The following is a 12,421-nucleotide window of genomic DNA, read 5'->3' as shown; positions in this document are numbered from 1 at the left end:
GGGCCTGCCGCGACGCCGGGACCCGGTCAGCCTGCCGCGGCGGCCAGCTCGGCCATCCGGCTTTCGGTGCCCTCGTGGCCGCCGAAGTGGACGACCACGGTGTCGGCGCCCGCGTCCCGGTACGCACGGACCTCGGCGGCGGTCGTCCGGACGTCGTCCCGCCACGGCGTCCGCGCCGCCGCCCGGACCGGCCGCCCGCCGGTCAGCCGCCGCAGGGCCACGACCCGCTCGCCGAACTCGGCGGGGGACAGCCCGGCGCTCTGCCAGGTCGTGCCGATCCGGGCGGCGCGCCGCAACGCGGCCGCCGAGTTGCCGCCGACGGTGACCGGCACCGAACCCACCGGCCGGGGAGCGAAGTACCCGCCGCCGGGCCCGCGGCCGGTGCGGAACAGCTCGGCGAGCAGGTCGAGCGTCGCGTCGGTCCGCTTGCCCCGGGTGCCGAAGTCCGCGCCGACCTCGGCGAACTCCGGCTCGTTCCACCCGGTGCCGACGCCGAGGTCGAACCGGTGGCCGGACAGCCGGTCGAGCGTCGCGACCTGTTTGGCCAGCGCGAACGGCTCCCGGAGGGGCACGATCAGCACCGACGTCCCGAGCCGGATCCGGCTGGTCCGCGCGGCGATGTGCGCGAGGGTGACCAGCGGCTCGTACACACCGCCGAACACCTCGCCGTACGGGCTGGGCGGCATCAGGTGGTCGGGCAGCCAGGCGGCGCGGTAGCCGAGCTCTTCGGCGAGCCGGGCCAGCTCCGCGGGCCGGGCGGGGTCGAGGTCCGGCTGCTCGTTCGGCAGCACCACTTCCAGGAAATGTCCGGTCATGGCGTCGACGTTAGGCATTCACATCGGTGTGAAGGTCAAGGACGCCGGCGGGGTACTTGTCGGCCAAACCGCGAGGGTGCCTCGATACGCTGGACGGCGTAGGACCGGCGCGTGTCCTCACGGGGGAGTTCCGCCTGGTGTGCCAGGCTCGACGAGGTGAAGGACGACGAGTGAATCGGCAGCCGCTGCGCTTGGCCATCATGGAGGCCACCCGGATCCTCGAGCGCGCGGGCGTCGCCTCACCGCGGTTCGACGCCGAGGTGATCGCCGCGCACGTGCTCGGGGTCGAACGCGGCCGCCTGCCGATGGTGCCGCTGGTCGACCCGCCGGTGATCGAGGCCATCGGCCAGCTCGTCCAGCAGCGCGCCAAGCGCATCCCCCTGCAGTACCTGACCGGCTGGGCCGCCCTCGGCGACATCACGGTCGCGGTCGGCGCCGGCGTGTTCGTCCCGCGGCCGGAGACCGAGCTGCTGCTCGAGTGGGGGGTCAAGTTCCTGCAGGGCCGCGAGTTCCCGGTGGTGGTCGACCTGTGCACGGGCTCCGGAGCGCTGGCGCTGGCGGTGGCCCACGCACGGCCGGACGCGGTCGTGTATGCGGTGGACATCGACCCGCAGGCGCTGGCCTGGGCCCGCCACAACGCGGACGTGCACGCCGACGCGGGCAACACGCCGATCAGGTTGTACTCGGGCGACATCGGCGACCCGACGATGTTCGCCGAGCTCGACGGCCTGGTCGACCTGGTGCTGTGCAACCCGCCGTACGTCCCGGAGGGCACCCCGGTGCCCCCGGAGGTCGCGGAGCACGACCCACCGCGAGCGGTGTTCGCGGAGGAGAGCGGCCTGGCGGTGATCCGCCACGCCATCGCGGCGGGCGCCCGCCTGCTGAGGCCCGGCGGCGGACTGGCCATCGAGCACGACGACACGCACGGCTCGGCGGTCCCGGCACTGGTCCGGGCGCGCAGGGTGCTGACCGGGGTGGAGGGCCACGCGGATCTGACCGGCCGGGCGCGCTTCGTCACGGCCCGCCGGCTGGGCTGAGCGGTACCCGCTGGTCCCGAGCAGCCTCGTCACTCCCGGCAGGGTTCCGGCAAAGTCCTGGTCCGGCCGTTCCGGCCACGAGTCCGGGTCGGTGGGGCGTCCGGGCGGCGGCGAGGGCTCCGATTCCGCCGAACCGCCACCAACGACACCGCAGCGACTGCCTACCCCGCCGGCCCGGTCCGGCCCGGTCCGGCCCGCGACGGACGGCGCGAACGCAGATGGGCAACTGCGCCGAAACCCCGCCGCCCGCCGGGGGCGCCCCCCGGGTCCAGCGTATCGGCCGCCTCCGACGAAAAGCCGGGAAAACCGCTGCTGCCTCCGGTTTGTCCACACCCAGGCCGAGTTGTGGACAGACCGTTTGGCTTCGGTCCACAGGAGACCGGCGAGACAGGCAGCCGGTGCGGTTGGCGGTCAGCAGCCGAACACCGTGCAGCTCGTCCGGCGAACCGGCTGCCGCGATCATGAAGCTGATTCGGGAGTCGTCGCCGGGTGCCCGAGGGTGGCCGGGCACCCGTCGCCGAGCTGGTGGGCCCGGGCGAGGCGGTGCCTGACGCGGACTGAGCAGCCCCCGTTTTCCACGCTACCGGTGGGGACCGACAGGTTCCGGCAGTCCGGAGGGGCCGCGGACCAGGTTGTCCACAGCCCCTCCGGACCACTTGCTAGAAGCCGAACGCCGTGCAGCTCGCCGTTGCGGTCTTCGACGGGTTGCTCACCGATGTCGCCGTCAGCTTCACCCTCGCCGCCAAGTCACCGCCCTGGCCGCGCTTCGCGTACGCCGGGACCTTCACGTGGCCGCCGAACTTCGCCGTGGCCAGCTCGTTCGGCTGGCGGACCTCCCAGCCGCGGGCGTCCGTCGACACGCTCAGGCGGTACGTGTCCGTGTCGTACGGGGCCTTCGCGCCCTGGGCCGAGCCCGTGTTGAGCAGGCCGAATTCGCAGGTGGCCAGGCCGCCGCGGGCGACCGCGGGAAGAGCCGGGGTCAGCGCTGCCCCTCGCGTCTGGCTGCCCGCGCCGTCCAGCGAGGCCACCGTCACCGTGTACGACAGGATTCCGCGGCGGTCGCGGGACACGTCCGTGATCAGGAAGCGCAGGCGGTTCGCCTCGTCGGTGTACTCGTACGGGCTCGCCGCTTCGGTGCCCGCCTTGAACAGGGCGTCGTTGAGCTGGCGGTAGTCGCCGATGGTGATCTTCACCGGCGTCCCGTCCGGCTTCGTGTAGTCGGTGATGCCGATGTCCTGCGGGTTGGCGTCGATCACCCAGTCGAACGGGGCGGTGTCCTTGTTCTTCGTCTTCGTGATCAGCACGCCCGAGTCGGGCGTGAACGAGTCCGCGCCCATCCGGTCGACGACCTCGACGGTGTAGTTGTCGTACCCGCCGCCGTCGCAGAACGGGTCCGTCGCCCGGTCGCACTTCGGGGCCTTGTCGCCGCCGGTGAGCTTGATGTTCAGGCCGGTGAACGCGCCGGGCTGCGCTTCGACCTCGCGGGCGGTGAGCCGGGCCGACACCGGGCCGGTCGACGCCAGCTCGGTGCGGTCGAGCTGCAGCACGTCCGCCGGGTCGACGATGCCGAGCTTCAGCTTGTTGCGCAGCTGGTGCTGGGCGCCCATCGAGCTGCCCTGCGTCGCCGGGATCTGCCAGCGGGTGTGCGGGCCGCCGGGCCCGTTGAACGTGCCGCGCGACAGCATGTCCCACGGCCCGCTGTACGCCCGCGACGGCGGGTTCCCGAACGGGTTGTTGTAGTTGTCGCCGATGCCGAGGATGTGGCTGAACTCGTGCGCGTAGGTCGACTGGCCGGAGCTCTCGGCCTGCACCGAGCTGCCGTTCTGGGCGTTCGGCCAGATGCTGGCCGCCGACGCCCACGACGTCCACGGCACGTACCGCGTGGCCGCGTGGTTGGGCAGGTCGTGGTTCGGCGGGCCGAACGCGTCGGGCACGTTCTCCTTCGTCCCGAACTTCATCTCGCCGAACTCCTGCCAGGTCGAGCTTTCGTCCTGGCCGGCCGAGAGGTAGAAGACGAAGTCGAACTGGTTCGCGGTGTCGCCGACGTCGGCGCGCCAGGCGTCCCCGGCGTCCTTGCGGATGTCGCGCGCGCAGTTCGCGCCCGGCGGGCAGGCGCCCGGCTGGAACTCCATGCCGTACTCGTAGGACTTCCCGGGCATCCGGTACGGCCCGAACGCGGTCAGCTGCACGCCGAACCGGCCGCCGGAGTCCTCCATCCAGTACTCGTTGATCGTGTGGCCGTTGTTGAGGGCCTGTGGTTTGTTGAGGAAATCGTGGTAGTACTGCGCGACCTGGGCCCGCGGGATGTCCGCCGCGGTGGGCGCGGGGTTGCCGAAGACGGTCGAGCGGGCCGGCCGGGTGACGACGAAGTCCTGGTCCGGGTAGTCGGCGAGGACGACGGCGCCCTTGAAGGTGCGCTGGGTGGGTTTCAGGTTCGGATCGGCCCAGTTCGTGCCGGGGATCTTGCGGTAGTCGGACCAGGTCATGTGGTCCTGGTTCTCCCAGCGCGCGGCGTCGATCGGGGCGGGCCAGCCACGGGTGAGCGGCTCCGCCGCGGCGGTCCCGGCGCCGAGCCCGGTCAGGACGGCGACCGCGGCGAGCAGGGCGAGCGCTTTCGGGGTTCTGGGGCGCATCTGCGGCTCCTTCGCTGGGAACCCACGGGGGTGGTGGTTCCCGAAGATCGACCGTATTGAGCCCTGCTGTCGCGGTTCCGCCCCGCGGCGAGGTTTACCCGCTTGCCCCACGACGAAAGTCTGGCCGGTCGCCGGCCCGGCGACGAGCGCTCGGCGTGTGCGGAGGCATCGGGTGCGCGGGCCTGTGCCGGGGCAGCTGGGCCGGGCCTCGGGTGGCGGCGAACGGCCCGGACAGCCTCCCTTCGGCGCTGGCCGAGGCCCACGGTTGCGGCCGAGGCCCCGCGGTTGTGGCCAGGGCTCGCGGCGCTGGCCGAGGCTCGGCGGTTGTGGCCAGGGTTCGCGATGCTGGCCGAGGCTCCGCGGATGCGGTCAAGGCCCGCGGCGCTGGCCAAGCCCGCGGTTGTGGACAAGCCCCGCGGTTGTGGACAAGTCCGGCCGCACGCACCGGAAGCGCCGGAAACTGTCGGTGCCCGCCGGTAGCGTGGAAGACGGGGGCGCCCCCAAGGCGCCTGGCCTCCGCGGCTGCCGACCGGCACCCCGCCCCAAGGCGCCAGGGATCGCCAGGGAGGCCCTTCGCGGCGACCGAGGGGCGTCGGGGCGACGTTCGGAACCCGCTGCCGCACCCGGCTGACACCGGCAGCACGGCTGCTCGGCCGACTTCGCCGGAACCCGCCCCAAAGCACCCCGCCCGGACCGGCACCGGCGGGTCGCCACGACCCGCCCGGTCCCGCACCCCCGGCCTGGCGTGACGCGGCGAACACCCCCACAGGCAGCGGGACTACTCTTGGCGCCCATGAGCGTGGTCTACGACTGCAGCAAGCGGGAGACCCGGGCCGACGGGCTCGCCGCCGCCGCCGGGGCGGTGCGGTCGAGCAGGCTGGTCGTCCTGCCGACCGACACGGTTTACGGGATCGGTGCCGACGCCTTCGACGCCGGCGCCGTCCAGGCGCTGCTGCGTGCCAAGAACCGCGGCCCGGACATGCCGGTCGGCGTGCTCGTCGGCTCGTGGTCCACTGTGGACGGACTGGTGCTCGGGGTGCCGCCGCAGGCTCGTGCGCTCATCGAAGCCTTCTGGCCCGGCGACCTGTCCATCGTGCTGCCGCACGCGCCGAGCCTGCAGTGGAACCTCGGCGACGCCCGCGGCACCGTCATGCTCCGGATGCCGCTGCACCCGGTGGCGCTGGAGCTGCTGCGCGACGTCGGGCCGATGGCCGTCTCGAGTGCGAACGTCTCCGGCCGCCCGCCCGCCAGCACCGCGCAGGAAGCGCAGGAACAGCTCGGCGACGCGGTCGCGGTGTACCTCGACGGCGGCTCGAGCGGCGAGCCCGTCGCGTCGAGCATCGTGGACCTCACCGGCACCGAACCGGTGGTGCTGCGCGAGGGCGCGGTGGGCAAGGAGGCCATCGCGGAGGTGCTCGGTGTGCCCGCGGAATCGTTGGCCTGAAGCCGGATCACGGCGGAAACCGCGGCACGATAGCGTGTCGCGGGTGACCCCGACCCCGCGAGCGTGACGCACCCGTGCCGCCCACATCCGGTCTCCTCCCCATCCGGGAATACATCCTCGTCGCCCTGACCGCGACGGCCGTGACCTACCTGCTCACCGGTGTCGTCCGGCGGGTCGCGATCCGCGTCGGCGCGATCGCCAACCCGCGCGCCCGTGACGTCCACGTCGCCCCGATCCCGCGCATGGGCGGGATCGGCATCTACCTCGGCGTCGCCGCCGCGATGGGCCTGGCCCACCAGCTGCCCGCGCTGTCGCACGGCTTCGACGCCTCGTTCGACTCGGTCGGCGTGCTGCTGGCCGCCGGCGTCATCTCGCTGATCGGCGCGCTCGACGACCGGTTCGAACTCGACGCCTGGACGAAGCTGGCCGGCCAGGTCATGTGCGCCGGCATCCTGGTCATCTTCGGCGTGCAGTGGGTGTCGTTCTGGGTGCCGTGGGGCGGCACCGGCGGCTCGTTCGGCTCCGTGCTGGTGCTGGACAAGAACCAGGGTGCGCTGCTCACCGTCGTGATGGTCGTGGTCATGGTCAACGCGATGAACTTCGTCGACGGCCTCGACGGGCTGGCCGGCGGCCTCGGCTTCATCGCGGCCGCCGCCACCTGCGCGTTCTCCCTCGGCCTGCTCGACAGCTCCGGCGGCGACGTCGGCACCTACCCGCCGGCGCTGATCGCGGCCACGCTCGCCGGCGCCTGTCTGGGGTTCCTGCCGTACAACTTCCAACCCGCGAAGATCTTCATGGGCGACTCCGGCTCGATGATGATCGGCCTGGTGCTCGCGGGCGCGACGACGTCGGCGTCCGGGCGCGTGCCGTACCCGCAGTTCAGCGGCAAGGACGCGATCGCGCTGCTCTCGCCGCTGGTGGTCGTGGCGGCGGTGCTGTTCGTGCCGATGCTCGACCTGATCATGGCGGTCGTCCGGCGCACCCGCCGCGGCGAAAGCCCGTTCGCGGCCGACAAGATGCACCTGCACCACCGCCTGCTGGAAATCGGCCATTCCCAGCGCCGCGCGGTCCTGCTCATCTACTTGTGGGCCGGCATCCTGGCCTTCGGCGCGGTGTCGGTGACGCTGTTCGACGACGCCGCGGCGCTGTGGATCATCGGGGTCGGGCTGGTGTTCGCGGTGGTGGTCTCGATCGTCCCGCGGCTGCGCTCGCGCAACCAGCCGGGCACCTGACCCGCCGGGGTCTCTACACTCGGGGGTGAACCGAGCAGGGAGCCAGTGTGAGCGAAACCGAAACGCACGAGCAGGAGAACCCGCACGCCAAGGTGGTGCTGCAGGCGGCCCGCGCGATGACGAAGGCCTCGCTGCTGGTGACCCCGCCCGCGGTGCTGGTGTGCATCGCCTTGTTCAGCATCCTCAACGGCCTGCCCGGCTTCCTGGGCTCGCTCGTCGGCGGGGTGCTCGCGATGCTGGCGTCGCTGTCCACGCTGGGCATGATGAAGTTCAGCGCCGGGCAGGACCCGATGTTCGTCATGGTCATCGCGCTGGGCGGGTACGTCGTGAAGGTCGTCCTGCTCTTCGGGGCGCTGACGCTGCTCAAGGGCGTCACCGCGCTGCACCCGATGTCGCTCGGCATCACGATGATCGTGGCCATCATGCTGGCCGCCGCGGCCGAGTTCGCCGCCTTCCGCAAGACGAAGATCCCCACGATCATCCCGTCCTGACGCTGTCCGCTTTGCCCGCTGCTTCCGTTACGCACGGTGAGATCGGGCTGCGGCCACCCGAGTGTGACCGGGACCACGGCCGAATGCCTTCGCGAGCCCGGCCGGACTCGGCCGGGACCCGGCCGGAGCCGGTGCCTGCGGTGTTCCGGACGGGGGTCCCGGCCCGCACCGGACCTGGGTCCCGGGACGACCCGGGACCTAAGTCCTGGGCTGATCGGTTGGTTAGGAGTACGCCCGTCCGGCACTGATTGACCTGCTGGTATGGTCCGCGTCAAGGGTGGCGGCCTCGGCCGCGCGCTTCCCGAGACGAACCGCGATCAGCAGTGTGGCGACCGTGTAGTTCCGCCTTCCGGCCGCTGGTCCGAAGTAGACCGCAGGGCAGTGTTCACGCGAGACAACCCCGTGTGCAGAACGTGAAGTCGTGTTCATCGCACAGTGGGGCAGCCGCCTCCGACGTCCCGATACGTATCGGGTACGTTAAGTCCAGATCGTGACGATTCCCCCGGCGGAGTGAACGCCGGCCGGGAGAACCGGAAGGAGCCCAGTGGGCGCGCTGGTACTGACCGAGGGTGGCATTTTTACGCCCCCCGGTGCCGAAAGCTTCGAGTTGCCTGCGTTGTTCGGCAATGTCACCAAGCCGATGCTGCTCGTCGTGCTTTCGGTTGTCATCATCGCGGCGTACTTCCTGCTGGCGACCCGCAAGCTGCAGGTCGTGCCGGGCAAGGGGCAGTTCGTCGCCGAGTCGATCTACGACTTCAGCCGCAACAACATCGCGCGCGAGCAGATCGGCTCGAAAGACTTCAAGCCGTTCGTGCCGCTCGTTTTCGCGTTGTTCACCTTCATCCTGGTGAACAACCTCTACGGGATCATCCCCCTCCTCCAGTTCCCGACCATGGCGCGGTTCGGTTTCCCGCTCGCCCTGTCGGTCCTCGTCGTCTACCCGGTGTACCACTACGTCGGGTTCAAGCGGCACGGGTTCAAGGGGTACTTCAAGAAGGAACTCGCGCCGCCGGGCGTGCCCAAGCCGGTCCTGCCGCTCTTCGCGCTGATCGAGTTCGCGGAGAAGTTCCTCCTCAACCCGCTCACGCTCGCCATCCGTGTTTTCGCCGCCATGTTCGCGGGTCACCTGATCCTGGCGGTGTTCACCCTCGGTGGCACCTTCCTGCTGACCGAGACCTCGGGCTGGGCGTTGAAGCCGGTTTCCCTGGTGGCGTGGCTGTTCGCCATCGCGATGACGTTCCTCGAGGCCTTCATCCAGGTGCTGCAGGCCTACATCTTCGCCCTGCTGTCGGCCGGGTACATCGGCGCCGCGCTGGCGTCGGAGCACTGAGAAACACACAAGCCCCCGATCCGCGCGAGCGCGTGGACCGAAGTGAAGGGAAATGCACGTGAGCAACATCGTTCTGGCCCAGGCCGCCGAGCAGGCCGTCAACATCAACCCCGGCCTCGCCGCGATCGGCTACGGCCTGGGCGCGATCGGCCCGGGCATCGGTGTGGGTCTGATCTTCGCCGCCGTCATCAACGGCACGGCGCGTCAGCCGGAGGCGCAGGGCAAGCTGCAGGGCATCGGCTTCTCGACCTTCGTGCTGACCGAGGTGCTCGCCCTGATCGGCATCGTCATCTACTTCATCGCCTCCGCAGGCTGAGTAACACTCATCTCGCTTAAGGAGACGCCGTGCTGAACAGTGCCTTGTTCCTCGCCGCAGAGGGCGAAGTTCACAACCCGATCATCCCCGACATCTCGGAGCTGATCCTCGGCATCGTCGCCTTCCTGATCCTGCTGTTCATCCTCAAGAAGTACGTCGTCCCTCGCTTCGAGGCCGCGTACGAAGAGCGTGCGCAGAAGATCGAGGGAGGCATCGAGAAGGCCGAGAAGGCGCAGGCCGAGGCCGAAGAGGCGCTGGCCAAGTACAAGGCCCAGCTGCAGGAGGCCCGGACCGAAGCCGCGAAGATCCGCGACGACGCCCGGCTCGAAGCCGAGCAGATCAAGGCGGAACTGCGGGCCGACGCGGAGGCCGAGTCCCAGCGCATCGTCGCACAGGGGCAGGCCCAGCTGCAGGCCCAGAAGGCGCAGATCATCGCCGAACTGCGGGCCGACATGGGCCGCAACGCCGTCGAGCTGGCCAGCCGGATCGTCGGCGAGTCGCTCGAAGACGAGGCGCGCCGTCGTGGCACCGTCGACCGGTTCCTCGCGGAGCTGGAGACCGCCGGTACCTCCAACGGAGCGGGGAAGTAGCCAGAGATGACGCTGCATGCTGCGAGCCGTGAAGCGCTCGGCCTCGCCGAGGAACGCCTCGGCGAGGTTCTGGCCGACGCGGGAGCCGACGCGGCCACGGTCGGCGACGAGCTGCTCTCGGTCGTCGACCTCCTGGACCGCGAGATCGGCCTGCGCCGGGCGGTGAGCGACGCCTCCGCGACGCCGGAGGCGCGCACCACGCTGGTGCGCCGTCTGTTCGACGGCAAGCTGTCCGAACCGGCCCTGAAGGTGCTCGACACCGTGGCCGGCAGCCGCTGGTCCAGCCCCCGCGAGCTGACCGACGGCCTCGAGTCGCTCGGCCGCTCGGCCCTGCTCACCTCGGCCGAGAAGACCGGGAACGTCGACATCGTCGAGTCCCAGCTCTTCCAGGTCGCGCGGGTGGTGGCCAACCACCCCGAGCTCGAGAAGGCGCTGTCGGACCTGACCGGTTCCGCCGAGGCGAAGCGCACGCTGGTGCGCGGGCTGTTCGCGGACAAGGTGGACGTGGTGACCGAGACCCTCGTCGAGCAGGTCGTCCGCCGGGCCAAGGGCCGTGGCGTCGGCGTCGGGCTCGACAAGCTGGTCAAGCTGGCCGCGGAGCGGCGTCAGCGCTCGGTCGCCTACGTGACCAGCGCGAACGCCCTGTCCGACGAGCAGACCGCCCAGCTGGGGACGAAGCTCAACGACATGTACGGGCGGCAGATCGCGCTGCACATCGAGGTCGACCCGCGGCTCGGCGGCGGGCTCGTCGTCCGCGTCGGCGACGAGGTCATCGACGGAACCGCGGCGGGGCAGCTCGCGGCGCTGCGCAGGCGGCTGGCCCGGGCATAGCCCCAGGTCACACAAGACTTTGCATACTGGCAAGAACGAAGCGAGAGCGGGAAAGACATGGCCGAGCTGACGATCTCCTCGGATGAGATCCGTAGCGCGATCGAGAACTACGTCTCGAGTTACGCCCCGGACGTGAGCCGGGAAGAAGTTGGCGTCGTGATCGACGCGGGTGACGGTATCGCCCACGTCGAGGGCCTTCCCTCGGCCATGGCCAACGAGCTGCTCGAGTTCCCCGGCGGCGTCCTGGGCGTCGCACTGAACCTGGACGCGCGCTCCATCGGTGCCGCGATCCTCGGTGACTTCGAAAGCATCGTAGAAGGACAGCAGGTCAAGCGCACCGGCCAGGTCCTGTCGGTGCCGGTCGGCGACGGCTACCTCGGCCGCGTCGTCAACCCGCTGGGCCAGGCGATCGACGGCCTCGGCGACATCGAGACCACCGAGCGCCGCGCGCTGGAGCTCAAGGCCGCCTCGGTGGTCGAGCGCCAGCCGGTGTCGGAGCCGCTGCAGACCGGCATCACCGCCATCGACGCGATGACGCCGATCGGGCGCGGCCAGCGCCAGCTGATCATCGGTGACCGCAAGACGGGCAAGACCGCCGTCGCCGTGGACACGATCATCAACCAGAAGGCCAACTGGGAGACCGGCGACCCGAAGAAGCAGGTCCGCTGCATCTACGTCGCGGTCGGCCAGAAGGGCTCCACGATCGCCGCGGTCAAGAAGTCCCTCGAGGACTCGGGCGCGATGGAGTACACCACCATCGTCGCGGCCCCGGCTTCGGACTCCGCCGGCTTCAAGTGGATCGCGCCGTACACCGGCTCGGCCATCGGCCAGCACTGGATGTACGAGGGCAAGCACGTCCTCATCGTGTTCGACGACCTGACCAAGCAGGCCGACGCGTACCGCGCGATCTCGCTGCTGCTGCGCCGCCCGCCGGGCCGCGAGGCGTTCCCCGGCGACGTCTTCTACTTGCACTCCCGTCTCCTCGAGCGGTGCGCGAAGCTGTCGGACGAGCTGGGCGCCGGCTCGCTGACCGGTCTCCCGATCATCGAGACCAAGGCGAACGACGTGTCGGCCTACATCCCGACCAACGTCATCTCGATCACCGACGGCCAGTGCTTCTTCCAGTCGGACCTGTTCAACGCCGGCCAGCGCCCGGCCATCGACGTGGGTATCTCGGTGTCCCGCGTGGGTGGTGCCGCGCAGGTCAAGGCGATGAAGTCGGTCTCCGGCTCGCTCCGGATCGACCTGTCGCAGTACCGCGAGCTGGAGGCCTTCGCCGCCTTCGCCTCGGACCTCGACGACGCCTCCAAGGCGCAGCTCGAGCGCGGTGCCCGCCTGTACGAGGTGCTCAAGCAGCCGCAGTACTCGCCGATCCCGGTCGAGGAGCAGGTCTGCACGGTGTGGCTCGGCACGAACGGCCACTACGACTCGGTCCCGGTCGAGGACGTCCGCCGCTTCAACCTCGAGTTCCTGGACTCGGCCCGGCGCAAGCACTCGGACGTGCTGGGCGCGATCCGCGACAGCGGCAAGTTCGAGGACGAGACGGCCGACAAGCTGGTCGCCGCGGTCAACGAGTTCAAGCAGGAGTTCACCACCTCCGAGGGCAAGTCCCTGGTCGAGGCGGACGCCGACGCGATGGACGCCGACAAGGTCGGGCACGAGACCGTCAAGGTCAACAAGCCCGCTCCGAAGAAGTGAGCTG

General features: G+C 70.6%; 11 protein-coding genes. 9 read left to right on the top strand and 2 right to left on the bottom strand.

Annotated elements, in window-relative coordinates; translation table 11 throughout:
• Positions 1-26: 26 nt before the first annotated feature.
• Positions 27-815, bottom strand: coding sequence for a TIGR03619 family F420-dependent LLM class oxidoreductase (locus ACLJQE_RS19385; protein WP_410640654.1), 789 nt, complete (start codon positions 813-815; stop codon positions 27-29).
• 170 nt (positions 816-985) lie between these two features.
• Here ACLJQE_RS19385 and prmC point away from each other — a divergent pair, with 170 nt between their 5' ends.
• A complete protein-coding gene (gene prmC / locus ACLJQE_RS19380; RefSeq protein WP_410640653.1) occupies positions 986-1,852 on the top strand; it encodes a peptide chain release factor N(5)-glutamine methyltransferase in 867 nt (288 codons plus the stop codon).
• A 659-nt stretch (positions 1,853-2,511) separates the two neighbouring features.
• Here prmC and ACLJQE_RS19375 read toward each other — a convergent pair.
• A complete protein-coding gene (locus ACLJQE_RS19375; protein ID WP_410640651.1) occupies positions 2,512-4,485 on the bottom strand; it encodes a M6 family metalloprotease domain-containing protein in 1,974 nt (657 codons plus the stop codon).
• A 793-nt stretch (positions 4,486-5,278) separates the two neighbouring features.
• Between ACLJQE_RS19375 and ACLJQE_RS19370 the strand changes: the two genes are divergently transcribed.
• The 8 genes from ACLJQE_RS19370 to atpA all read left to right on the top strand — a co-directional run bounded on the left by ACLJQE_RS19370 (position 5,279) and on the right by atpA (position 12,417).
• The gene (locus ACLJQE_RS19370; protein ID WP_410640650.1) at positions 5,279-5,929 is read left to right on the top strand and encodes an L-threonylcarbamoyladenylate synthase; all 651 of its coding nucleotides are present in this window, start codon (positions 5,279-5,281) and stop codon (positions 5,927-5,929) included.
• 74 nt (positions 5,930-6,003) lie between these two features.
• Entirely contained in the window at positions 6,004-7,161 is a 1,158-nt protein-coding gene (locus tag ACLJQE_RS19365; protein ID WP_410640649.1) for a glycosyltransferase family 4 protein, read from the top strand.
• A 47-nt stretch (positions 7,162-7,208) separates the two neighbouring features.
• Entirely contained in the window at positions 7,209-7,652 is a 444-nt protein-coding gene (locus tag ACLJQE_RS19360; protein ID WP_410640648.1) for a hypothetical protein, read from the top strand.
• 544 nt (positions 7,653-8,196) lie between these two features.
• Positions 8,197-8,982: a F0F1 ATP synthase subunit A gene (atpB, locus tag ACLJQE_RS19355; RefSeq protein WP_410640647.1), complete on the top strand. Its 786-nt coding sequence runs from the start codon at positions 8,197-8,199 to the stop codon at positions 8,980-8,982.
• Positions 8,983-9,040: 58 nt separating this feature from the next.
• Positions 9,041-9,298, top strand: coding sequence for an ATP F0F1 synthase subunit C (locus ACLJQE_RS19350; protein ID WP_043777226.1), 258 nt, complete (start codon positions 9,041-9,043; stop codon positions 9,296-9,298).
• Between the two features lie 29 nt (positions 9,299-9,327).
• Positions 9,328-9,888, top strand: a complete 561-nt coding sequence (locus ACLJQE_RS19345; protein WP_410640646.1) for a F0F1 ATP synthase subunit B — start codon at positions 9,328-9,330, stop codon at positions 9,886-9,888.
• A 6-nt stretch (positions 9,889-9,894) separates the two neighbouring features.
• Positions 9,895-10,719 (top strand): F0F1 ATP synthase subunit delta, encoded by an 825-nt coding sequence (locus ACLJQE_RS19340; protein WP_410640645.1) that lies wholly within the window; start codon positions 9,895-9,897, stop codon positions 10,717-10,719.
• 57 nt (positions 10,720-10,776) lie between these two features.
• Entirely contained in the window at positions 10,777-12,417 is a 1,641-nt protein-coding gene (atpA, locus tag ACLJQE_RS19335; RefSeq protein ID WP_410640644.1) for a F0F1 ATP synthase subunit alpha, read from the top strand.
• Positions 12,418-12,421: the final 4 nt, after the last annotated feature.

Source organism: Amycolatopsis sp. lyj-346, from assembly GCF_046548975.1.
GTDB lineage: Bacteria > Actinomycetota > Actinomycetes > Mycobacteriales > Pseudonocardiaceae > Amycolatopsis.
Note: the sequence above shows the minus strand (reverse complement) of the source record. Positions and strands in the feature narration are given on the sequence as shown.